Source organism: Brevundimonas sp. Leaf168 (genome assembly GCF_001423685.1).
GTDB classification, from domain to species: domain Bacteria; phylum Pseudomonadota; class Alphaproteobacteria; order Caulobacterales; family Caulobacteraceae; genus Brevundimonas; species Brevundimonas vesicularis_C.
This window is the reverse complement of the sequence record NZ_LMOY01000008.1, coordinates 51117-74864: the sequence shown is the minus strand read 5'-3', so window position 1 is coordinate 74864 and position 23748 is coordinate 51117. Positions and strand designations below refer to the sequence as shown.

21 protein-coding genes and 1 pseudogene are annotated in these 23748 nt (G+C 59.6%); 4 read left to right on the top strand and 18 right to left on the bottom strand.

From position 1 onward, the window contains the following. Positions 1–30 precede the first annotated feature (30 nt). From ASF81_RS07615 to ASF81_RS07550, 14 genes are all read right to left on the bottom strand, one after another. Positions 31–777 carry a hypothetical protein gene (locus tag ASF81_RS07615; RefSeq protein WP_055807192.1) on the bottom strand — a complete coding sequence of 249 codons (747 nt, stop codon included), beginning with the start codon at positions 775–777 and terminating at the stop codon, positions 31–33. Further along, positions 764–1417 (bottom strand): hypothetical protein, encoded by a 654-nt coding sequence (locus tag ASF81_RS07610; protein ID WP_055807189.1) that lies wholly within the window; start codon positions 1415–1417, stop codon positions 764–766. The genes ASF81_RS07615 and ASF81_RS07610 overlap by 14 nt, the downstream gene beginning before the upstream one ends. Further along, on the bottom strand, positions 1414–3135 hold the full coding sequence (locus ASF81_RS07605; protein ID WP_156363191.1) for a hypothetical protein: 1722 nt from the start codon (positions 3133–3135) through the stop codon (positions 1414–1416). The genes ASF81_RS07610 and ASF81_RS07605 overlap by 4 nt, the downstream gene beginning before the upstream one ends. Positions 3136–3201: 66 nt before the next feature. Next, positions 3202–5109 carry a glycosyltransferase gene (locus tag ASF81_RS07600; RefSeq protein ID WP_156363190.1) on the bottom strand — a complete coding sequence of 636 codons (1908 nt, stop codon included), beginning with the start codon at positions 5107–5109 and terminating at the stop codon, positions 3202–3204. A 29-nt stretch (positions 5110–5138) separates the two neighbouring features. Further along, complete coding sequence (locus ASF81_RS07595; RefSeq protein ID WP_162237588.1) at positions 5139–6362, bottom strand: glycosyltransferase family A protein; 1224 nt, start codon at positions 6360–6362, stop codon at positions 5139–5141. Positions 6363–6657: 295 nt separating this feature from the next. Further along, positions 6658–8292, bottom strand: a complete 1635-nt coding sequence (locus tag ASF81_RS07590) for an SLBB domain-containing protein (RefSeq protein ID WP_055807177.1) — start codon at positions 8290–8292, stop codon at positions 6658–6660. Continuing rightward, the gene (locus tag ASF81_RS07585) at positions 8289–9428 is read right to left on the bottom strand and encodes a hypothetical protein (RefSeq protein ID WP_055807174.1); all 1140 of its coding nucleotides are present in this window, start codon (positions 9426–9428) and stop codon (positions 8289–8291) included. Before ASF81_RS07585 ends, ASF81_RS07590 begins: the two co-directional genes overlap by 4 nt. Then, positions 9425–10093, bottom strand: a complete 669-nt coding sequence (locus tag ASF81_RS07580) for an ABC transporter ATP-binding protein (RefSeq protein ID WP_055807171.1) — start codon at positions 10091–10093, stop codon at positions 9425–9427. The genes ASF81_RS07585 and ASF81_RS07580 overlap by 4 nt, the downstream gene beginning before the upstream one ends. Next, on the bottom strand, positions 10090–10866 hold the full coding sequence (locus ASF81_RS07575) for an ABC transporter permease (protein WP_055807168.1): 777 nt from the start codon (positions 10864–10866) through the stop codon (positions 10090–10092). Before ASF81_RS07575 ends, ASF81_RS07580 begins: the two co-directional genes overlap by 4 nt. A 194-nt stretch (positions 10867–11060) precedes the next feature. Then, entirely contained in the window at positions 11061–12329 is a 1269-nt protein-coding gene (gene wecC, locus ASF81_RS07570; RefSeq protein ID WP_055807165.1) for a UDP-N-acetyl-D-mannosamine dehydrogenase, read from the bottom strand. After that, positions 12307–13422 carry a non-hydrolyzing UDP-N-acetylglucosamine 2-epimerase gene (wecB, locus tag ASF81_RS07565; RefSeq protein WP_055807162.1) on the bottom strand — a complete coding sequence of 372 codons (1116 nt, stop codon included), beginning with the start codon at positions 13420–13422 and terminating at the stop codon, positions 12307–12309. Before wecB ends, wecC begins: the two co-directional genes overlap by 23 nt. 78 nt (positions 13423–13500) lie before the next feature. Then, on the bottom strand, positions 13501–13953 hold the full coding sequence (locus ASF81_RS07560) for an adenylyltransferase/cytidyltransferase family protein (RefSeq protein ID WP_055807159.1): 453 nt from the start codon (positions 13951–13953) through the stop codon (positions 13501–13503). A 260-nt stretch (positions 13954–14213) separates the two neighbouring features. After that, positions 14214–15662: a hypothetical protein gene (locus ASF81_RS07555; protein WP_055807156.1), complete on the bottom strand. Its 1449-nt coding sequence runs from the start codon at positions 15660–15662 to the stop codon at positions 14214–14216. Continuing rightward, a complete protein-coding gene (locus ASF81_RS07550; protein ID WP_235559274.1) occupies positions 15659–16981 on the bottom strand; it encodes a hypothetical protein in 1323 nt (440 codons plus the stop codon). The genes ASF81_RS07555 and ASF81_RS07550 overlap by 4 nt, the downstream gene beginning before the upstream one ends. Before the next feature lie 393 nt (positions 16982–17374). On the opposite strand from ASF81_RS07550, the gene ASF81_RS15655 reads away from it, so the two are divergent. Both ASF81_RS15655 and ASF81_RS15545 read left to right on the top strand, forming a co-directional pair. Further along, complete coding sequence (locus tag ASF81_RS15655) at positions 17375–17830, top strand: phospholipase D-like domain-containing protein (protein ID WP_082503493.1); 456 nt, start codon at positions 17375–17377, stop codon at positions 17828–17830. Continuing rightward, on the top strand, positions 17724–17990 hold the full coding sequence (locus tag ASF81_RS15545; protein WP_055807147.1) for a phospholipase D-like domain-containing protein: 267 nt from the start codon (positions 17724–17726) through the stop codon (positions 17988–17990). Before ASF81_RS15655 ends, ASF81_RS15545 begins: the two co-directional genes overlap by 107 nt. 157 nt (positions 17991–18147) lie before the next feature. Here ASF81_RS15545 and ASF81_RS15650 read toward each other — a convergent pair. The 4 genes and pseudogenes from ASF81_RS15650 to ASF81_RS15030 form a co-directional block, all read right to left on the bottom strand. Further along, positions 18148–18339, bottom strand: a pseudogene (locus ASF81_RS15650) (transposase); the annotation flags it as partial. 137 nt (positions 18340–18476) lie between these two features. Next, positions 18477–18926 (bottom strand): hypothetical protein, encoded by a 450-nt coding sequence (locus ASF81_RS07535; protein WP_055807144.1) that lies wholly within the window; start codon positions 18924–18926, stop codon positions 18477–18479. Further along, positions 18923–19375 (bottom strand): hypothetical protein, encoded by a 453-nt coding sequence (locus ASF81_RS07530; RefSeq protein WP_055807141.1) that lies wholly within the window; start codon positions 19373–19375, stop codon positions 18923–18925. Before ASF81_RS07530 ends, ASF81_RS07535 begins: the two co-directional genes overlap by 4 nt. A gap of 46 nt (positions 19376–19421) precedes the next feature. Next, positions 19422–19640, bottom strand: coding sequence for a hypothetical protein (locus tag ASF81_RS15030; RefSeq protein WP_156363188.1), 219 nt, complete (start codon positions 19638–19640; stop codon positions 19422–19424). Between the two features lie 437 nt (positions 19641–20077). Here ASF81_RS15030 and ASF81_RS07525 point away from each other — a divergent pair, with 437 nt between their 5' ends. Further along, complete coding sequence (locus ASF81_RS07525) at positions 20078–22555, top strand: lipopolysaccharide assembly protein LapB (RefSeq protein WP_156363187.1); 2478 nt, start codon at positions 20078–20080, stop codon at positions 22553–22555. A gap of 184 nt (positions 22556–22739) precedes the next feature. Next, on the top strand, positions 22740–23741 hold the full coding sequence (gene pseB / locus ASF81_RS07520) for a UDP-N-acetylglucosamine 4,6-dehydratase (inverting) (RefSeq protein ID WP_055807134.1): 1002 nt from the start codon (positions 22740–22742) through the stop codon (positions 23739–23741). The last annotated feature ends 7 nt before the right edge of the window (positions 23742–23748 follow it).

Sequence of the window (23748 nt, the reverse complement as noted above, 5' to 3'; positions counted from 1 at the left end):
CTATCTCGTTTGAGGACATCACCTGAATAGTCAGGCCTTTTTCTTAGTTTTTTTAGATGCGGAGGCGTCAACAGCCTCATCTGTAGTCCGCAGCCGTTCAAGCTCCCACGCTTCCCAAGGGCGCAAGAGATGAAGCCGAAGAGATTGGGCGTCCCCCGTCGTCTGTTCCATGGCCTCCCTGTCGACGGCCGTGGGCAGCCGCATGACATTCGCCGGTTCAAATCCCGCCCGCATAAACATCATGATCCATGACGACGCCGTAAGAACCCCAAAACCACCCGTTCCAGTCGTGTTGGCGCATTGAACCGTCAGCACGGCCTCCCCACCGGGCCGCAGAAGTGAATAAAGTCGATCCAATCTGTCCTCCAAGCCGTCGAGGCAGAAGACGTTCTCGAGATCATCGCAGATGATGAGGTCGAAAGAGGCTGGATCAAAGGCGTCCAAATAGGCGATCTCGTCATGAATCTGAATGCGCCCCAGACGATCCTCCATTGGCCAGTTTATGAGGGTCTTCGATCCTATAAGAGTTCGGATCCCGGTCGCGCGGCGTGCGGGGTGGTCACCACCCAGCAGTAGGAACAGCAGCCGTCCGTCACCGCAACCGAGTTGGAGGATATCGGCGTCCTCGGTCTGAAGTCCGAAAGCCTGTTTCTGCGATAGCCATTCCTCCTCGACCTCTCGCCATTCCGGTGTCCGCTCCAGCACCAGCCGCAGAGAGGTCGGAAACAGAACCCTGCGGCCTTGGGTGAGCGCTCGTCGAAGGTCACGCAAGGTCATTTTGCGATGCTCCATCAACCGAGACTAGAAACGTCATAGCGCCTGTGTTTAGTGCGTCATCGTCGAAATAATGGAGTCGGGAGCCGTGAGCGCGCCGCAGCTCAATGCGCTGTGCGTCGGTTTGAGGGCGAAATATCTTCACTATGGAAAAACCACCCCGTTCAAACATGTATCTCCAGCTCAGAGGCGACAACAGCAGACGATTTTTCGCCGTCGCCCCCAGATCGCCCATTCTCGCAGCGTAGGGAAAAAGCAGAAGATCGTGGGGGCCAACAGGCGTTGGGGCGTCGTCGACCGATAGCGGATGAGCCATCGGTCTGATGGTGAAAAGCCCAAATGCGTTGGTCGTCAGCAAGGATTTGAGCGCCAATAGACGGTCTCGCGCCTCCGCTACGGTTCCAAATTCCAAGCCGTACTTGACCACGAGCAAATCATAGCCCGGGTCAATCGGCGACGGGTCAGCATGCTGGGCAGCCGCGTCGACGCTGTCCCTCTTCACCAGGACTTCTGGCGAAAACTCAAGCTGGACCCAATGCGCCAAGGTGTCGGGACCCACGACGAGGGCTCGGCTGCACGACAAGGACGCCCGCAAGGCTTGAGCTGCCTCGATCACCGCTGCGGCCGGAAAATCGCTGCTCATGCATGGTCCGCCAACAACGCCAGACGAAGCGCATTGTCATAGGCTCGTCCCTCAGAAAGACGCGTCAATCGGGGCCCCCGACGTTGTTCAACAATGAGATTGGCGCTGGGTTCGGCGTCCAGCCATCCCCTGATTTTGGTCTCGTCGAAAACGTCCGTCGCTGCACCCCACGAGAGATCCGAGTTTTTCATTCCGCCTGCCAAACCGGAGAGCATTTGCACTTGGATCTCATTGACGCCTTGGGCGACGTCGTAGCCCGCCGCTGTGCGGCCCCATCCCGCATCCCACCACTCCGGCAGGTCATGGCGAAGAACGCCGTTCCAAGCCTCCGCCTCTTTCCGACGTTTAAACCGAACTCGGGCCAGCAGCCGCAGCGGATCGGCTTCTGCGATCAGAAGGCGCACCTTGCCTGTCGTCGCCAACGCATTGAGGGTCTGCGCCGCAGACGCAGCGGCCAGGGAATCCGCAGCGTTGACAGGGTGCCTCAAAACCTGGTCGCGGGGATGTGCAGGGGTGGACAACAACATTGCCGGCGGTAACACGACCACGCCATCTGCTGTGACGAAAGGCGCAGTTCGCCAGTGCATCCAGCGCGCGCCGGCTCGTAGCGTTTTCCGAGGCATCGTGACGACCGAAAGTCCTGCTTCGCTACACGCCCGGAGCCACTCCTGAGTTCGCGCGGTGACAGAAAGCCGGACTGGCGTAACATCACCGCCGCCCGTCAGTGTGATAAAGGCGTCCAGCTGACGACTTACGAAATCCGTTAGCGAGCCCTCCGATTGGGGGCGAAAATCCCAAACCGACTCACCAATAGTGAGACCAATCTGATGACCATCGCCGATCAAGGTCGCCGTTAGATCACGGGCGACGGTCGATCCGGCCTGGTTCATCGACCCGATATCTAGGAAAAACCAAGCAGAGACGCCTGCATCCTTGAGCGTGCAGGACGCCATCTGAATGGCCCCGGTCCCCGCCGAGTTAATCCATTGCGTCGTAATAACGCTCTGGAGGCTGGGCTCGGGGGCAATACGAGGGTCAGCAGTGACAGGAAGGGCGAGCGCCACGGTCGCTGGTTGCGGCGGCGCCTCACGAATGCGTGCCAGAGAGCCCGGTGGCAACTCTCCACGCACGACCGCGAGGGCGGGACGAGGTTCTTCCGGCAAAGCGATTAAGCGTTCCGCACGACTGCGAGCTGCCGACACCATGACATCAGTAACCGACGCCCACACCGGTTTACCGAAACCCGCCTTCAACCGTGGCTGTATTGTCCACTCAAAAATTCCTTCCTCAAGCTGTCCGGCCGGAAGCAGGAATGCGGGATAGGAGCGGCTCATCTCCACCAGAATGCGACCCGTTTCGCTGTCACGGACCCGCAGGCGGTACTCATCGACATTCGGCCTCTCTGAGGCGGTCAGGCGATCAGGCGCGGCGCTTTGATAATCATCCCCTAACCGGGTGATGACCGTATAATCCTGACAGCGCAGGAAACGTGCGGTTGGCTCCTGCTCAGACCGGCTGCCGACCCAGAAGGACAGCTGATTTGGCGTCAAACGGAGATCCGCCGGGAGGCGGCATTCCGTCTGGAATCCCTCGTAAATGATGAGGCGACGACCAGTATCTTCATCTCTTACGGCCACGCGGTACTGTCGGTCTGGCCCCGGAGGCGTCCAGCGCAGCACCGGGCTTTCAACCCTTCGGCGGATCGTTCTCGTGCTCATGTTTTCACGGCTTCCGGCGAAACGCAAAGCCCGCCCACGCACCAGGCTTCCTGTCAGCAGAATTCATCATCCTGCGACCGGGACCTCGAGCTCGGCGTAAGCATCCGCGACGCGGGCTGCCGCAGCGGTCCAGCTGTAATCATTTTGTACGTAACGGCGAGCCTGCTTGGCCAAAGCTCGCATTCGACGGGGCTGGGTCAAAGCGATTTTCAACTGCTGGACGAGGTCACTGACGTCGCCACGTTCAAAAAGGAGGCCATTATAATCGTGTTTGACGGTTTCTTGTATCGCCGAAACGTTCGACGCCACTACAGGGACGCCGACCGCCATAGCTTCCAACGGCTTCAGCGGCGGCACCATTTCGGTCACACGCGAAGGCCGGCGGGGATAAACGGCGACGTCCATGAGCGAATACCAACGCGCCACATCGGTATGCGGGACACGGCCCGGCATGATCAAATGTCGTTCCACACCGAAGCTGCGCGCGGCCTCCCGAACCTCCTGCGCAGCGGGACCGTCTCCCACCAGAAGCGCACAGACATCCACCCCCTGGCGTCGAAGCTCCGCCATCGCCGAAACGAGATCGACCAATCCTTCATACGCTGTCATGGAACCAATGAAGCCGAGCACCTTGGATTGACCGATCAAGAGCTCGTCGCGCAACGCCTTGTCGCGTCGGGTCGGGATAAAGACTTCTGAATCCACACAGTTCGGCACGATGACGATCGTACCCGCGTCCACGCCTCGCTGGATAAGTTCAGCCTTCAAGCCCTGCGAAATCGTGAGCACCCGATCTGCCGCCGCGGCGACCCGCGCCTCTTGTTCACGCTGCCAACGGAACCGCTCGCTGAGTTCAAATTGAGGATCCTTCGCCGCTTGCGTCAGTTCCCACAGACCTCTGACTTCATAGACGAAAGGCAGCCCCGCCTTTCTTGCGGCGATTAGGGCCGGCATAGCATTCAGATAGTTGGACGCTGCGTGTACGATGGTAGCTCCGGTCTTCTCGATCATCTGAGACAGACTGGCGGAGGCGCGTTCGCAGTAATGATCGAACGGCGTACTGTTGGATTGCGGGCCGGTTAGCCGAGTATAGGTGACCGCGTTCACGGTCTGAACGGCCTCAGCGTGCATCACGTGCACATCGTTCCTGTCGTTGGGATATCCCGGCCGAGTCACTGCGTCGACACGTTCTCCCCCTTGAATGAGCGCACTCAGCAAGGCCTGCGTGCGGGAAGTATATCCTGTCGTGTGGTATGGAAATGAGCTGGCGGCGACATAGAGAATGCGTCGTTCTCCAGACGTCCGTAGGCCCGCGACACGAGGAGGGATTTCTAGGCCGCCGCTCTGGACGCGAACCATGCCTTCCAGCAACGCCATCCGCTGATTTGACCGATACGGCATCGGCGTCCGTTTGGAGCGGAGGCGGCGGTAGATAGAGAGAGGCTCCTCTACAGCGCCAGCGTCAACCAAGAGGTTCGCCAGTGCGATGTTGTTTTGCGCTGTCGGGGCTAAGGCGGCGGCGCGCCGGGACAGGATCAGCGCCTTTGCCGGATCCAGTGGGCGAATGATATTGGCGAGCCCGGTCAGCAGGGTCGCCTGAACGACCTCGGATCCGCCCTCAAGCCTTACGGCGGCCTCGATTTCCGCAGCACTCATGTCGACGGCGCGCGTCACGATCCTTCGCAGCCGCTCTTCGAGGCTCTTGGGCGCCTCTTCCCCATCCTTCAGGCGTCCCCGGCGATGACGCGAGAGCTGGCCGAGGCGCGCAAGCTCGCCCGGAAAATGAAGCATCCCTTCAAGGGAGCGCATTTTCAGAATGGCGCCACCCAACTGGAACGACACCGTGTTGCGGAGGCGCTCGTTCTCAGCGGATAGAGCAAGAACCTTCAGCCTCAAATTCGTCAGTTCGGCGACTTCTGAAGGTTGCGGGGGACGCAGTTGTAATCGCGCATCCGCCTTGGCGGTGTCAGTCAATAGAAGCCTCGTCGGTGCCAGTCAGCGCCTTAACGCCACGTCTTCTCGGCGAAAGCAAGGCTGGCGGCCTGCCGCGCTTCGGTCGCGAATTCTCCCCTCGCATGCCGGCGACGCCACGCCTCGACATAGGCGACCCTCAACGCAGCACCATCGCCTTTCAGACCCGTGTCAGCGGATCCCATCAGCGAAGAGCTGCTCCATCCAGCGATCACGAGGACCTCGGCGATCCTGGCGACAGCGTCTCGGCCGTAAAGCGCGTCGATCCGAGCGAGAAGTTCTGAATCTCCCCCCAAGCGGACGTTGTCAAATCCGCCCCACTGCACAAGCACCTCGCGTTGCAACATGAGAAGAATTGGATTGATCCGTGCGAGCGGGAATACGCGCGGCGCCAAAAGATGGCCTTCGGCATTCAGCCTGATATGGGAGCACACGCTGCCGACCTTACCTGCGTCGAGCGCTGCGATTTGGCGCTCGATCCGCTGGGGGTGCGCCCAGTCGTCGGCGTCATGAAATGTGACGTAGTTACCTCGGGCGGCTTCGATCCCGGTATTTCTTGCGCCATAAGCGCCGGCGAACCCAGTGTTGCGCAAAGGTACGACCCGCTCATCGGAACGGGCGTGCTCAGCGATGATATCAGCCGTTCCGTCGGTTGAGGCGTCATCGACCACCAGAATTTCGACGTTTCGCCACGTTTGCCCTCGCAGGGAGTCCAGCGCCATGCCGAGCGTGTTCGCTGCGTCGCGGACCGCAAGCACCACAGATACCAGCGCGCCGCCTATTTGGTTGATCGGGTCGCGAGACACGTCATTCAGGCCAGTGAGCGTGAGAGGCTCATCCTTTTCAGGAAAAGGGGCCTTCAGCCCATCCGCGAGAAAGACCCCGTTGATCTGTATGCGGGCCCGCCGATTTGCACCTTTGCGCGTGCTACAGGCCGCCCGCAGGAGGCCGGTCTCCCTCCCGGCGTCAAGCTGATTCAGAAGTTGTTCGGCCTCTGTGACGGCTCCCAACGCAATCAGACAGGCTGCTCGCGATGCAAGCGCCTCGCGAGGGAGCAGGTCCAGCCCTGTCCCTGGATCAAAAGGCGCGATGACTTTGGCAAGTTGGGTGCGGTGTCGCCACGGTACGAGATGCAGCGGCCCTAGGAGCGCCTTGGCGTCAACCATCTTGCCTAACCCGGCCAGCCCGATCGCCTTGGCAACCTTCGCTCGTGGGTTTGCCGCTGCGCTTTGGAACATACCCAGATTCGCCAGCACCCAAGGGTCGTTGGGCGCCGCTTTGAGCGCGGCTACATGAAGCCCTCGTCGGGAGGCCGCTCTCGCCCCTAACACGCGAAGGGGCCACGGCGCCAACGATCCCACAAGCGCCAGCGTATCTCCAAGGCGAGAGCGATGGCTCATCTCTTGCTCTTTCGACGACCGTGATGGTGAGATTCGTCAGCGGACAAGGGCGAATCGGGGTTTGGAAGCATGATCCTCGTACACCACCGATCCTGGCGATCGGCTGCAAGGATCCCTACCACGCGGGCGCTATGTGGTAGGGAACCGCGCCTCAGTTATCGAAAGCGAGGAAGATGGCCGCCGTCTGGAACAGTGTCTGCGTGATGTCACGAATGAAGGGCAGCAGGGTTGAATCCGGCTTTGCCTGAACAAGGATGCGATCACCCGGTTCAACGCGGCCGCCGTCGCGAAGCTGACCGTCCTGACGATAGACAAGAACATGGCGCTTGTCGGCGCGACGTGTAAATCCGCCCGCGGCGGCGACGTACTGATCGACGTCCCCCCCATTAAGCGCCAACAAGGACTGCGGAGCCTGGACCTCGCCTGCGATCGTAACAACCTGGGAAAGCCGGGGTATGACGACGAGGTCTCCGCTCTCTAGACGAACGCTGTTCGGGTCGCGACCATTGAGGGCCAAAATGCCGAGCGGCTCCACGCTACGCGCCCTGTCGACGAACTGGGTCAAGAACGTCGCGGAAGCCGCACGGGCTGATGCTTCAGCCGGCGACCGCGCGGGAGCCAGGAGGGCCGAGCGTTCAAGCCGATCCAGGCCTTCTTCAATCAGTTGCTTCTGAGCCACGCGGACGCTGTCGCGTCTTAGGTGCATGGAACTCATATCTGCGTCGGGGCTGACCGCCACCTGCTGCAATAGCCCCCCCAGCGTCGTCCCCTTAGGAAGGGTGAAAACCGACGCCCCCTCATGAGCGCCCTCCACCCTGACGAGAACCTCGGTGCTGCGAACGTCGGAGGTGAACTGGACCTGATCGCCGTCGCGCAGCATGAAGGTCGAAAACGCCTCCAAAGGCAGATACACAGAGAACGGTTGTCGATCTCTGACGCCGACCACTGCGGCGTGGGTCGAGCCTGGACGTGGGCGGGCGTAACGCATCAGCTGCGCGCCCGTCTCGCCTTCCGACAACAGCTCGAAAGTATAGGCCGCCCGGACGTCGCCGGTGACTGAGACCGCGGGCCCTTGCTCCTCCACGACTACGGCGTCGCCGTTGCGGAAGGAAACGCCCGGCAGGATCCCGCTTCGCAGAAACTCGTAAAGATCGGCCGTCTCCAAGGTCCGGCCGCCCCGCATGATGCGTACGCGGCGGTAACTGCCGCGTTCCGCGTCAACGCCGCCCGCGCGCTGAAGATAGACGATGAGCGCATCTTCGGAGGATCCCGAGTAAGCGCCGGGACGGCCGACTGGACCGGTCACCAAGACTTGGGTTGAGCTCGCGCTGATCGCAGCGGCGTACACCTGCACGCCATCGCTATAAACCTTTCGCGCAGCGGCTTCGATTACCGCGGGTGCGCGGCCGGCGGTCACGCCCTCCAACCGCACAGGACCGACGCCTGCGACGACGACGTTGCCCTGACTGTCGATCGCCAGGTCCTGCGCCTCATTGACAAGGCCCCACATCGTGACGCGAACTTGATCGCCCGGCCTTAGGACGTGGTTCGGATCAACGATTGCAGAATTCTTGTCGAGCACCGCCCCCCCGAACATCTCCGAGCCAAGCGGCGGCGGCCTATCGCCCCGGCCCTTCTCTAGAACCAGTCTTTCAGGTCCGGTTGGCGCGCGCGCGTCGACCGCGATCTGGGCCGGCTCGACAGCGCCGGCGTTCTGCGCCTGAGCTGCGCCGCTGACGAGCAGCAGCGCAGCGGAGGCGCTTATGATTGCTTTGAAAAAGGTCACTCGACGTGGTCCCGGATGATCGAATAGATGAGCGTGCCCGCGCCCCAGAGTAGCGCGGCGCCAAAGAACACAGCCGCAATGCCACCCAGACGGCTCCACCAATTGGACGTTTCAGGCTGGAAGGGCGGCACATATGAAACAATGTACTTGCGATCGATAATCTGCTGACGACGAACCGTATCTGCGGCCTGAACTGCGACCTGGTAGCTCTGCTGGGCGACCTGATAGTCGAGCAGCAGGCTTTGCGCCTCAATCTCGCCTCCAGCCGCCCGCTCGCCCGGCGCCTGGAGAGCCCGGTCCACCGCGCGAGCGCGTTCTGTCTCTAACGCCTCAATCTCGCGCTCAAGACCCGAAAGCTGAGGCGCGCCAGGCTGGTACGTTTCACGTGCCGTGGCCAACTGCGTCCTTTTCTCGGCCAGGCTGGCGTCCAGCGATCCGACCAGTGAAAGGGCCTGCTGAGCCGGAGCAGCCGCTTGCACGCCGGAAAAGTTTCGCCCCGTATATTCCGTGAGGCGGTCTCGAGCGTCTTCATAGGCTTTGCGGCGCATGGCGATCTCGCGATCGGCAGCGGCTGCGAGGTCGCGCATCGCGCGACGCGGCAGACCGTTCACGAGATCCTCGCTGAGTCTGAGCACGCCTTGAGACAGACGAAGCGCTTCTTCCGGAGAATAGGCGCTGACTTCTACAGTAGCCCCCTGTGTGGCGGGGTCATGGATGATCTTCACTTTGCTCCGCCAGAACGCCGTCGCTTTACGCAACGACGCGTTGGGGGAAAGATACGAGAAAGGATCTAGTGAAAAATGGGAATAGGCTTCATTGAAGCCATGGCTCTCCCGGAGCGCCTTCACCATGGCTTCCGAACGGATGTAGGTTTCGACAACCTTCGCGTCAGCCGCGTTCGACGTCGGCGCCGCGATGCCGAGCAGGCTCAGCGCGTCTTGAGGTGAACCAGCCTGTGCGCCACGCAACGCAAACGAGGACGACGTTTGATACTGCGCAGGTGCGAGCAGCAGCAGGTAGAGGGCATAAATCAGCGTCGGCCCGAGAACGACGATAGCGGCCGAGCGCCACAGCCATGCCCGGCGGACCGCTGCTTTCGCCTGTGCGGCAGTGACCGGCACATCCATCGTAGTCATGCGATGCTCTTTCGGGCCAGGATTTCCATGTAATATTCTTCTGCGGCGTCCAAATCTTCGAAAGGCACGACGCGGCCGTTGTCGACAACCACGGCGCTCGTGCAAAATTCCCGAATTGTAGACATGCTGTGGGCGGTCATGATGATATCTGATCGAGACCGTCGCTCCGCGAAAGCCTCGTGGCATTTTCGGCGGAACGAAGCGTCGCCCACGCTGAGTCCCTCATCGATCAAGTAGACCTGAAAGTCTATCGCCATGTTCAAGCCGAACATCAACCGGGCTCTCATACCGGAAGAGTAGGTCTTGATCGGCTCATAGAAGTAAGGGCCCAGTTCCGAGAACTCGCGAACGAACTCCGTCGTTTCGGCTATGTCTCGCCCGTAGATTCGGCAGACGAATTTGAGGTTTTCCGCTCCGGTCAACTCGCCGTTGAAGGCGTTTGTCAGACCGATGGGCGAGGAGACGGAAACCGATCGGAGCACCCGTCCGCGATCGGGCCGTTCCACGCCGCCGATCAACCGCAGCAGCGTGGACTTGCCCGCGCCGTTCAAACCGAGAACCGCAGTATTTGCCCCACGGTAGAAGACAAAATTCGTCGGCCGGATAATGGGTCTGCGGCCGTGACGCGTAATGTAGGATTTCTCCAGGTCGATCATCTCAATCATCGACGCCGCCCTGCGACGAGATCATAGCCGCTAATCTGGTGCAACCAGTCGATAAACAATCCGATAAACAGGCACGTCAGTCCGAACTGGAAAGGGTAAAGATGATCCACGTGCAAGCTTGAGAAGGTCGGCAGGGCGGCATCTCTGATCCACTCAATGACGTGCGCCAAAGGATTCAACACCGCCCATTTTCGTATCGCCGGCGGCAGACTGTCGAGCGTGAACCACACGCCTGACGTGAAAAAGAGGATACGGCTCAGTATACCGGAGAAATCCCGCCATTGATCGAACATCCTACCCATCTGCGCACTTAGGTATGAAAGCCCGTACGCCAGGCAAGCAAGAGCGGCCAGGGCCTGGAGCAGACTAAAGCCGCGGTCCACCCACTCGTGAAAGGCGAGACCGTGAAACACCTTCATGAAAACCATAATGATCAGCACGACGCAGAGACTTATCGTCAGTTCAAGTATCTGCCGTGCGGTGATTACCTCGAAGGCCCCAACCTTGCGATAGATCATGAGACCGCGATTGCTTGCAACGGCGCCCGCGCCCTGGGTGAGCCCCCCTCTGACCAGAAACACGGGCATGATCCCCGTCATGAGAAAAATCGTCAGGCTCTCACCGGCTGCAGGCGTCCGGTGACGAAGGTAGGCGAAAATCAAAAGAAGGGAGACCAGCTGAGTCACGGGCTGGACGATCGCCCAAAGAAACCCCGCGGAGCGGCGCCCATACCGTGTGAGCGCTTCGCGGAGGATCAGCGCATGGATGACCACCGCCGTACTCTTTATTGTACGGCGTACATCCTCACTCCCGCGCCAGAGACGCTTCAGAGCCCCCCCGAACGTAGTCGCGGTCCTTTCGGGGGAGTGGGGGGAGGCTGAACGCCATGGCGGCATAGCACTCATGTCATTCCGCTTCGCTGCCGATGACCTAGCCCTCTAGCAACTTCCATTCGCTTCAGCCAGCGTTACGACCAAAGCCCACAGGCATCGACAAGGTGGCCCTTTGGCCGTTCCATCGTGTAAAACTCACTATGACAAACTAGACCGACCAGCACCTGGCAGGTCATGGCCTCTTTGAACGTCGTGAAGACGAGGCCCTGAGGGTCGGTGAGAAGATCCTTGTAGGGATCGACACACACAATCCGGCCCGGATAGGCGCGACTCAAAGAACGCGCGATCTCGAGCGCCGGGCTTTCGCGAAAATCATCGACGTCCGGTTTGAAGGTCAACCCCAGGCAGGCGGCGCGGGCTTCCGGATCCCCATCCAGAAGTGCTTTGACCTTATCCATGATGAACCACGGCTTGCCGTCATTCACCTCGCGCGCCGTCCTGATGAGGCGGGACTGTTCAGGTGCCTGGGCGACGATAAACCAGGGATCAACGGCGATACAGTGCCCGCCCACCCCGGGCCCAGGCTTCAGGATGTCGACGCGGGGATGATGATTGGCCAGCGCGATCACTTCCCAGACATCCATCTCCATTCGGTCGCAGATCAGCGACAGCTCGTTGGCGAACGCGATGTTCACGTCCCGGAAGGCGTTCTCCACCAGCTTGACCATTTCCGCAGAGCGGTCGTCGGTGAGGAGGAGGTCGCCTGTGGTCAACGACCGGTAGATTCGGGCCGCCCGCATGGCGGCCTTCGGGGTCACCCCGCCCAGAACACGCGCGTTGCTCGTCAACTCCGAAAGCGTCTTCCCCGGAATAACGCGCTCAGGCGAATAGGCGACATCGATATCGGCGCCCGCATCTTCCCCCGGTTCAGGAAAACGAAGGTCGGGCCGCGCCCGCTTCATGCGGTCGATCATCTTGCGCGTGGTGCCCACGGGTGAGGTGGACTCCAGCACCACCAGACAGCCTGGACGCAGGCGAGCCGCGATGGCGTCTGCCGCGGCGAAAACATAGCTAAGATCGGGCGTGCGAAATTGATCCTGACCCACAGGGGTGGGCACAGCAATCAGATAGGCCTCCGCCTCAGGCATGTCCGATGTTGCCCTGAGCGCTTTCTTCTCGACGACCTCGATAAGGAGGTCTTCCAGCCCCGGCTCCACGAGATGCGGACGGGCCTGATTTACGGCATCAACCACATTTGGGTTCACATCGACGCCCACGACCCTGTGGCCGGCTCGCGCTAGCGCCGCCGCAGTCGGAAGCCCGATGTAGCCTAAGCCGACCACTACCAGATCGAGCTTCGGCAACGGTGGAGCGTTGAATTTAGCGTAAACGGTCAGCGACATTGATCAACTTCTCTACGATACGCTGCGACGCGCCTCCATCACCATACGGATTGGTCACGTTCATGGCGGGACGGATCAAGGCCGCAAGGACACCCTCGTATATCCGATCCGGATTAGTCCCCACCAGCTCTGCAACGCCCGCTTCAACGGCCTCGGGACGCTCTGTGACATCGCGGGTGACCAGAACCGGCTTGTTTAGCGACGGCGCTTCTTCTTGGACTCCTCCGGAGTCGGTCAGAATGACGCTCGAGCGCCCCATGAGATAGACGAACTCCTCGTAGTTCACGGGATCTATCAGGTGAACGCCGCGGCAGTCGGCCAGCATTTCCCGGACGGGGCCTTGCACGTGTGGATTCAGGTGAACAGGAAAGATCACCTGAGCCACGTCAGAGTTGGACAGACGCTTGATGGCTGAGCAGATTCCTCGGAAACCCTCCCCGAAATTCTCTCGTCGGTGGCCCGTCACCAGGACCAGGGGACGGTCATCCTCGATCATGTCGAAGCGAGCGGCTAGTTCCGCCGCCCTCACGGGATTTGCCAGAAGACGCTCCTGAACCTGCAGCAGCGCGTCGATGACGGTATTGCCGGTCACATGGACTTTGTCCGCTGGGACAGACTCCGCCAGAAGATTGCGTCGCGCGCCTTCGGTGGGGGCGAACAGGTGATCGCTGACCATATCTGTGACGCGGCGATTGAACTCTTCGGGCCATGGCTGGTCCAGACGCCCGCTCCGCAGCCCGGCTTCTACGTGTCCGATGGCGACCTTGCGATGAAACGCCGCCGTGGCGGCGGCCGCCGCAGTTGACGTATCGCCATGAACCAGAAGCAGATCAGGCTGGTTTTCCTTCAGCACTCGGTCAACGCCGAGAACGGCAGAAGAAAAGAGCTCGTTCAAGGTCTGGTCTGGCCGCATTAAGCCCAGATCTTCATCAACGCGGAGGCTGAACAGAGACAGGACCTGGTCCAACATCTGCCTGTGTTGGCCGGTGGACCAGACGAGACATTCGAAGGATGGATTCGCCTGCAACGCGCGGATAACCGGCGCCATCTTGATGGCTTCGGGCCGCGTGCCAAAGATTACTGCGATGCGCATGGCGCTCACGGCTTCGGTTGCGGCCGGCTAACGCCCGCCGCTCGTCTGCAGCCGATTGGTGATGAAGCCACTAGAAAATCAACGCCCCACTGCGATGTTTGGTGCAGCAGCCTCGATTTCAGTCAGTATGGCGCGGACCGTAGTGGGCGACACAATCGATTCGCGGATCAAGGTCGTGCTGATGCCTTCGGTGCGCGGCAAATAAACGACCTCACACATCGGCTTCAAGTCGTCGAAATGACCTTGCCAGTCATGCCCCATGCCGAACACGGAGATGCCGCGCGAAACGATGTCCACGGCTTTTTGCGACCAGTCGTTTTCGGGGATGACATCATCGACGCAGCGGAGCGCGGCGATGATGTGCATTCGCTCCTCGAAGCACACAACGCTCTTCTTGCCTTTGATCGTGTTGAAGGTGTCTGTTGAGACTGCAACCGTCAGGTGATCTCCAAGCGCGCGGAGGCGCTCCAGGAGCCGAAGGTGGCCCATGTGGAAGAGATCAAATGTACCGTAGGTTATGACCTTGCGCATCGCCGCACCCTTTCCACTATCCCTCACTCCAGTCAACCATATGGAGCGTCATCGGAATGTCACCGGAGCTTCGTCGTCACCACATAGTCCGCACCTATCATCGTCCCGTTCGTGAGACCGAGGAGCGCCGTGTGGAGCAGGCCACAAGAAAAATAATCATCAGGCAACGAACGGGGCGCGCCATGGATGTGCTTTGCTTTAAACATCCCGATGGCTGGACCCTCTACATCCCGGGACAGAAAGCATGGCGGGAACCGCGATCAACCGGCACTCCGCCCCAGCTCAAATCGACGAACTGATTCAAGGACCCGCACAATCGCCCAATCCCGGGGCCTTTGCGCCAAGATCGCCAGAGCGACCTTCTCAAACTGCGGGAATTTTCCCGAAAAATAATACTCAAAAAGTTTGCAGTAATAATACCACATCATCTCACCTTCGTGAGTGATGATCATGTTGGGCGTATCGACGAACGTTTCGAACTCGACGCTAGGTCGCACCCAATCTCCGTAGTTTTCTTGCAGATACAGGCCGTAGTTCCGGGGTATCAGATGATCTTGCCCAAGAAACTCACGGCTCACTAAATCGAACGGCGAGTTCCACCATTTGCTTTTCAGGCCCTCGTGGACGATGCGGCCATCCTCTTCGCGATGCCAGAACACATCGACTAACACGCCACTCGCGTGCTGAAGGCGAAGAAGGCCCGGCGACTGATAAGGCTTTATCGAGAACCAGCCGCTTCGGGCGATGACATCCTGGATCTTCGCCTTATCCAAGCCCGTCTCCATCACCCCGACGTCTATATCCTTATCATGTCCCAAGATGTCGTTCTCGCGGACGCAGCCAAGCAAAGTGCCGCTAATCAGGAACATTGGAGCTTCGGCTTCATCCAACGCTTGCTTTAGGTTCTGCAGCGTAACGCGCGCGTCCTCGACCCAACCTTGACGCGCGCTTTTCGACGGAGCCTTTTTGGAGCCAAAGCCGACGATTTCAGCGCTGGTGATAAAGCGCTGGCGAACCGCCGCTTCGGCTTCCCGATAACGCCCCTGTTCGCGACACGCCATCGAGTAATGATAAAGCGCCGTTCGGGATTCCGCGCCCTGCTTGCTGAAAGAAGGAGCCAGGAACGCGGCGAATTCGTCCAGATCTGCGGCCGATTTCACCGTCAGGCGCAGGGCGCGGATATTGTCCGTCTTCCAGGCTGTTCGTTTGGCGAACAGTCGCTCCACGAGCCTGCGCGCCCGCTCATGCTCACCGTTCAGGCAAAGGGCGTCCACCCAGGCGTGGGCGGCTCGGTCATAAGCAGGAGAGGGCTTGGTGGTCGGCTTGAGGAGAACGAGCGCCTCTCCGAACGCCGCAGCGGCCTCTCCCAGCCGTCCGAAATGGTAATAAATCTGAGCCTGGGCCGAACGCGTTTGGGAAGAGGCTCCGTAGGCGTTCTCCGCTGAATCGAGCGCTGCCTGCGCGTCTTGGGGCCGGCCACGCTTCAACAGCGCGACGGGCAGCCATGTCCGCATCTCCCGAAGTCGGGCGTTCATGAGATGTCGAGGCCGATCGTACGCTTGCAAAACCTCCACGGCGCAAATGGCGTCGGAAATCGCGCCGTCAGCCTTCAGAGCCGTCCAATCGGCGTAAACCCTGCCGATGCGGTTCGCCTCCTGCAATCCGGAAATTCGGGACGTCGCCAAGTCCTGGTTTGGCTGCATGTTCATTCCGAGGCGGTTCCTGTCGCCTGATTTCCTCTCGCGAGGCCATTCAGCATGGCGAGCTCTGATCCAGCGCAATAAATCCGATCCAAACCTTCGGTCAGCATCGACAGCCACGCGCGCTGGCCTTCGTCCTGGATTACCAGGCGATCTGCGGTCCGCAACGCGGCGCGCAGAAGCGCTTCCTCCCTTTGTCCCTCGTCGGTCGATCGCCAAACGGCATCGTTGAAGCGGTCGATCCATTCTGCGGCATCGCCGATCTCATAAACGATCGGCAGTTCCAGTCGTCGACCCACTGACGCCGCAACCAAGGCATCTCTTGCGCTTGAAGCCCATACAAGCCGCAGGTCCCGCCCCCTGCCCGCTCGCACGACCTGATCCGCCAACCGAACGGCCTGGCCGGCCTCGGCTCCATTCAAATGTTCGACTGCGGTCCACACGCCGAGGGCGAGAGAACCGGTCGGACTATCAGCCGAAAACACCTCCAGAGGCCAATCCTGCTCTTTGAAGAAACTCAGGATAGACTCCCCGATCAGCGGACTTCTTTCTTGTGCGATCAGGACCACAGCCCCCGCATCTCCGAGACGCCGCTCGAGCACAGGCAGAGAGAAGCTCTCAGCCCAGTCTAGCAGAGCACGGCGACACGCGGCCTCCAACAAGCGTTGGTCCGGCACGAGCGGCAAAAGAAACAGAGCGTCTCGGTCGCGACCTGCCGCAAGCCGTCTAAGCGCTAGCCCTCGCGCGAGCTTGGCGTCCCTCGTCTCAAAGATGAAGTGCTCGGCGACAGCCTCGCCAAAAGGCGCTTCATGCCCTGGAAGGGGATCCACGCCTGCCGCCAGAGTGGTCGCGTAAGATTTGATGGCGCCACGCAAGACACGTTCAGCCGACCAAGCTTCGTCTTCCCCCACCACAGCCCCCGCTCGTTGCGGTGCGGCGATTGGATCGACGGGCTCGATGGACAAGGCGCCGGCGCCATACGGCGTCTTGTCCAGCTTGCGCCAGTGGCGCAAAATCACCTCCGCCTTCGCTGCCCCACTCGGCGCCGGGATGACGAAACGAAACGTGCCGCCGCGCATATAATCGTAGGGGTAAAAATAGCTGCCAACTTTGTCGGAATGTCGCAACGGTGGAGACCTTACCTCGAGCGCTTTGCCCGCCTCATCATAGAAGCGAACCTGCGCAACGACGCTTTTCGACGATGCCGGTGAAGCCGGGCGCAACTCGGCAGACACCTCCAGCGCTTGCACGTCTTGGCCGATCGACACCGCTCCACGAGAAATCTCGTCGGCAATCTCTGTAGAGCCTTGGCGCGCATCGGGCGTCACCTTCCGCCATAATCGTGCGAGGCGGCGGGGTCCTTTTTGAATTGACGTCAATTAGGCAGCTCCGATTAATTCGCACGCACAATAACGCCCAAAGAACGGATTGAAAGTCGCGTCAATCGGTTCTGGACCACTAAAACCTTTGGTCGCCTCATGGTCACCGTGCAGACAGTGTTCGTCATCATCGAAAATGCAGCGCCGGAAGACACTCAACTGATGAATACACGACCACCACCCCTGAACGCGGCGGCGCCGTCAGTCTGAGAGCCAGAGACGACAAGGATCGGTCGCCAGATCTCGCGCCCCAATGAATAACGGGGCCGAGGCGGTGGAAATCAACGACGAAGATGGACGCCCAGTCGACTTTGACCTGCTGTGCAGCCAGGTCGAACGAGCATGGCGCCAAGATCTCGGGATTTGAGAGTGTCAGATCGCCATCCGCAACTATCAGATTCTGCGAGGAATTTTATGGGCCATCTAATGGTCCCCCCCGTTCTGATCGCCGTTATGGGTTGCCAGCCGTCGATGACAGCTGCGGCGGCCGCCGATCCCATTCGCGTCTGCTTCGAGCTGGACGACGACTGCATCGCCCTGGCGGTCCAGGAACTGGCCAGAGCGCAAACCGAAATACTCGTTCAGTCCTACGCCTACACCAATCGACGCATCGTCCAAGCGCTCTCGGACGCGAAGAGAAGAGGCGTTCCGGTCCGAATGATCGTCGACGTCACCGGCGAGCGCGCCTCGCGTGGAAGAGGTTCAGGAGGCCGGTGTCGATGTCTTGACGGACTACAACGTCACGCTGCAACACAACAAGGTTATCATTGTCGATCGCCGCATCCTTATCACGGGTAGCCACAACTTCACTAGCGCGTCCGAAACACACGCGGAAAACATGTTGGTGATCGAAGACCCCTCCAAGGTCGCTGCCTATGTCGCGAAGTGGGAACGGCGAGCTCGCGCTTCGCGTCCGTACCGAATTCAGGCCGCCCGCAAGCCAAACGACAAAAGGTAACAATTTCCATCGGCGTACTTTCGGGTTCTACCGTCCGTGCGCTGACAACGGAAACGCCGTGCCCCTCCACTTCAAGAGAACCATCTTTAAGAGCAAGGCGTTCGCTGTCCACGAAGGGACGAGGGATGTCAGCCGCAAGCAGGTGATCCAATTGTTCCTGATATCCCCCACCACGAAGGAACCGTTCCGGCAGGTCACGCCAACGACCGCCCGATCGCGCCATTCACAACAGACCGTCCACGAACAGACGACCGTTGCTGCGTTGACCCCGTTTGCCCTTGCGACCACCCGGCACGAACGGTTCGATACGCGCCCACTGATCGTCCCGAAGAGCCTCGCCTTCCACCAACGCCCGCCAAAAGAAGCGTCGGATCAGAACCGCGCCAGTCCGGGAGTCCTAAATCGTCACTACGACCTTGAATACTCGGAGGTGTCGGCCGGTCGTAACGAGCCACGCAATTTAACCGCAACGGTTGCCGCTACGTCTTAAACCCAGCCGCCCTTGTGCAGCGAGCGCGCGATCTCCGCGCACGTCTCGGCGAACGAAAAATCAGGTCGCTGCAGCTTTCGCGCCCGGTGCATACGGATAAATGATCCTCTGACGTAGCCGTTGACGGTGTAACGTCGCACCCAGTCGCTTATCACCGCCTCGACCGCCTCGGCGTCATGAACCGGAGCAGCCATTAACGCGTCATAGGCCGGCATCTCCGCGAAGCGCCACACGTTAGGACAGCGCGAAAACCAGGTATCCCCCATCAAAACCGCCTTGCGGCGCAGGCAGGCGGCCTTGATACATGTCGTTCCGGTCTGCGACGCTGTGAAGACCGCCTTTGACATTAGCTCCAACTGTGGCGTGTCCATATCGATGACCGCTACGTTAAACAGGGACCGGATCGCGCGATAGAAGTAGGCTGACCTGCCCCGGGCGCCGCTCATGCTTTGCGAGAACTGGGAATAATGTTCCTTGACGTAGATGGCACATCTAGTCGTACCTTGCATCGCAGCGCGGCAATGGCATCATAGGCATTGTACCAACCTCCATCTAGATTGCCAGTCTTCTCGGGCTCGTAGTGCAGCGGGAAATAGCCGAATGGTTCGGACAACTCGGGAATAAGCGCCAGTTGCTCGTACTTGAAGCGTTGCAAGTTCAGCAATTCCAACTTGTAGGCCAGCCAAGCATCGCTTTCTGATTGATATATCTCGACGTGAAAGCGGACACTGGGGTTGTCCTCTAGAAAATCAGACGAAATGACCCGATACGACGCCTTGCTGCGGGGTGGGGTTTGCAGATCAATGGCTATGGGTTGGCGCCGATATTGGCCGAAGCGGTCGCACGTGGCTTTCGGCGTCTTAACGCCTTCGTCCTTCGCCCTCTGCTCCTTCATGTATGACGGCTCGAACGTCTGTCATCTTCTGCGGGTTTGCTCAGCATTACAGCAGCAGCAAGAGCGAATGCCGTGAGACGGCAAGCCATCTCTTAGCCACGACATTCGCACTTTCGTAGGTCGCCATATTCCGCAACACCATCTGTAAGTGCCGAAGATCGGCTTCCTCCCGATCACGAACTTCATCGTCTTCGTGCAGGTCAACTTCATCGAGCGGAGCGAGTTGATCGGCCAGTTCATCCTCTGGCAGAAACGGGGCGGGCATTCGAGTCTCACCTGAGCGCAGATCCTGCCCTGACGGCCTAAAGTTTACGATGTCCGGGCGATCCAAGCCCGAGATTCCGATGAGATCGGCAGGCTGGTCGGTTCATTTGCCCGATGCGGCTAGCGGTGACAGCGCCACAACGCTCGGCCAAGACGACTCATTCGGCGTCGAACCGATCGAAAACGTCAGGATGCTGATCAAGAAAAGTCCTCCGAACATGTTCCGTGAATTTTTCCGGCCGCTCCGACTACCTTGACCTAGCACTAGCCCGGCTTTTCACCATGAACTTTGAGCTCATATTTCCTTCCGCCGGCCAATTCGACAAAGCGACATATCCTGCTGTCATGCGCTCTTAGCGTGACGGGGCGTCGAGATTCTTCTAGGAGAGCGCTCCAAACGCCTGCCCGCGAGGGTCTTGGCATAACTGGAAACTTTCGATGTCAGCGCAAACGGATCATCTGGTGCGAAAAATTTTCACCCGAAAGCGTCGCGCTCTAATTCGACGATTGCGTCGCATCGCGCTTTTTTCGCCCGATCTGGCTATGCCCCCCGAGGTGCTGCAGGCTTGGCGCACAGGCCATTTCCCAAGCGGCTGGTGGAACCAGTTGGACGCCGATTGGGTCGTCTACGCGCTGAACTGCTGTCGACGCGATGAAGTACGTTCGAGGCATCACCCGGAGTACCGGCGCACCGAAGCGCTGCTGGTCGAGTTGATATGGTCGCCGTTCGCAGAGTTAGCCCTGACGACCGTAGACCAACTGTGGGCCAACAGAACCCGCGCTCCAGAAAGGCCTTCAATCGCCCTTTTGTCAGCAATCAGCGCCTATAGGGCTGGCCAGACTGCGGCGGCGATCAAGACGCTCGAGCCCCTGCAGGTAGAGGGGCGCGCGCTCACCCTCAAGAAGATCGTTGGCTTTCTTTGCCTCTGGCAGGGCAAGCGGGCGCGCCCCCCCAAAAGGACGTTCGCGCAGCGCTTTCCCCAACAAGAGGCCGGTCTAGGATATTACGGCACGCCGCCAATCTTCCGGCCCGATCTTCTAAGAGCACACCTTTGGCTGGCGAAGTTCGCCCCAGAGCCGATCCCAGATGCGCGAGCAATCTCATGGACGGGCGCGCGCGCGGTTGACTTGAGGGCCGCCGCTGCGGCCCTCGCGCATACAGATTTTCCTAGCGCGCTCCACTTGGCTTCGCAGGCGGCTAGCCGGCGAGCTCGCTCGAAGGCTTTCGTGGCGGTAGGAAAGGTAGCCATGAAGAACTGGCGCCTACTCGATGCGTTGAACGCCGCCGATGCCGCTTTGAAATCTTGGCGGAGCTCAGCCAAGGCGCACGCACTGAAGGCGATGATCTTCCAACTTCTGGGAGATCGAACCAGCGCCGTGCTGTCCGCTCAGGCGGCGCTCGCCCTCGATCCGCTTAACTCGGATGCCGCACGGGTTGTACAGATACTGCTTCCACAGGCTCTGAGCATTGACCTCGACACCGTAACATCCGAAGCACGGCGCTCTCCACAACCCCTGGTAGCGACACATCAAGGGGCAATCATGCTGGTTCGAGCCGGAAATATCCTGGGTGCTGAGACTCTCTTAAAAAACGCACTCAAAAACTCGTCGGCCGACGGAGCGGCGCTTGCGCCGCTACAGCATTACCTCGCTCATTGTGCCGAACTGCGCGAAGAGTACCGTACCGCGCTTACCCGGTTCGCACTCATCGATGCTCGCAACCCTGCCTATTTGTACATACGCCATATTGGCTTGGCCCGGTGTCATCTGGAACTCGGAAATGCAACTGCGGCGGAGGACGAGATAAAGAAAGCGGAGGCTCATGACCTTTCAGCGGGTCTTCCAAAAAGATTTGAAAACGTTCGTATGGAGCTCCGCCTTCTGCAGGGGCGCATAGGTGAAGCCTATGGAGAATATCGAAACCGGAGGGTAACCCATCAGTTCTTAGACACTTTTGGAAAAAAGTATCTGCGGGTGGAAGAAACACTCTCAAGCAAGACAGAAGCGAAATCTGGCTTTGTGTTCCCTGAAGGAGGCCCTGGCGACGAAATCCGCCTGACGTCGCTGCTGGACGACATCCGAACTGTAGTTCCCAGCCTGACTGTGGCCTGCGAACCGCGGCTGTACACGATATTCTCCCGAAGCTTTCCCAGCATCGAATTCGTGCCGGTGCCAAGGTCGAGAAGGGAATTCAGAAGCCTCGACTATTTCTCGCGCCGGTCAGTTCGTGGAGCGCTGGCGGCCGACTCATTGAATGACACCGCCGTTGGCTTGGGGAAGCGCGCAGATGTCGCACTGTCTTATCTTGACGTTCTAGGGGAACTGCGGCCCGATCGCGACGCTTTTCCGCAACGCAAGGCATATCTAAGGGCGGATCCGGTTCGCGTCGATCGCTGGAAAGATTTTTTACAGCGGGAAAGCAGCGCCGCCGGTTCATTACGGGTCGCCCTTACATGGCGGAGCATGCTGACCAGCGTACAGCGAGATCGCCACTATCTCACTGTTTCCCACCTAAAAGCGCTCGGCGATTTACCGGGCATTGAGTTCTGGGTGACACAAACCGGCATAACCCTCGCCGAGGTTGCGGAAATCAAGGCTGTGCTGCCGAATGTACACTTCCCATACGGCCTGGACCTGCGGGACGATTTTGAGGAACAGGCGGCATTCTTCGCCAACATGGACCTGTCCATCGCACCATGCACCACGCATGCCGAATTTGCCGCCGCTCTGGGTTGCAGGACCTTGTTCCTGAGCAATATGGCTTCCACACTTTGGCGTCGCAACACGGATGGGAGGGATGTCTGGCACGCGAGCGCTAGACAGGTTTGCGGCGACCGGTTGGGCGACCGGGTAAGTCTGGTCGAAAATATCGTTCAACAGATCGCCGACTTTTCTGAAGAGATAAGAGCCTCCTAACCGCGGCTAGGAAATAGATTCTCGCGAGTTGAGCAGCCAAACCTCCCCTTGGACAACGCGTTGACTATAATAGCCGAAACAGCCCGCGGTGGACTGACCTGACGCAATCCGGATTGCTCTGACTCCGCACGACGACTACTAAAACCCGACCTTACTGATTTTCAACAAACCACGGAAATGTCGCATGTTCGAACAAAAATCTATCCTTATCACGGGCGGTTCAGGATCGTTTGGGAAGATGTACATCCGCCAGATCCTTGCGCGGTACCGCCCGCAACGACTGATCGTCTACTCTCGCGACGAACTGAAGCAGTTCGAGATGCAGCAAGAGTTTACCGATCCTTGCATGCGCTTCTTCCTTGGCGATGTGCGGGATCGGGAACGCCTGACGCAGGCGATGCGGGGCGTCGATTTCGTCATTCACGCCGCCGCGATGAAACAAGTTCCGGCGGCGGAATATAATCCGACGGAATGTATCCGCACTAACGTGAACGGTGCAGAAAACGTGATCGCCGCCGCCTTGGCCAATAATGTTGACAGGGTTATCGCCCTGTCTACGGACAAGGCGGCCAATCCAATCAATCTCTACGGCGCGACCAAGCTGGTCTCGGACAAGTTGTTCGTCGCTGCCAACAACATGGCCGGTAGCCATCGCACGCGGTTCGCCGTCGTGCGCTACGGAAATGTCGTGGGCTCACGTGGCTCGGTGGTGCCCTTCTTTGAGAGGCTGATCGCACAGGGCGCGACGTCTCTTCCAATCACCCACGAAAACATGACTCGGTTCTGGATTTCTTTGGAACAGGGCGTGGAGTTTGTTTTGACGAACTTCACCCGGATGCACGGCGGAGAAATCTTCATCCCGAAGATTCCGTCTGTGCGCATAATGGATCTCGCGGAAGCGATCGCGCCCGGCATGCCGACCCACGTCGTTGGCATTCGTCCGGGCGAGAAGCTGCACGAGATCATGTGCCCCGCCGATGATTCGCACCTCACCTATGAGTTCGGCGACCACTACGTCATCGCGCCAACGATCCGTTTCCATCATGTCGATGTGGACTTCGCCACGAATCGCCTGGGCGAAGAGGGCGCGCGCGTGGAACAGGGCTTTGAATATAATTCCGGCACGAACCCGCATTTCTTCACGGTCGAGGAGATACGGGCATTCAATGCTAAAGCGATGCTATGACCGCTGC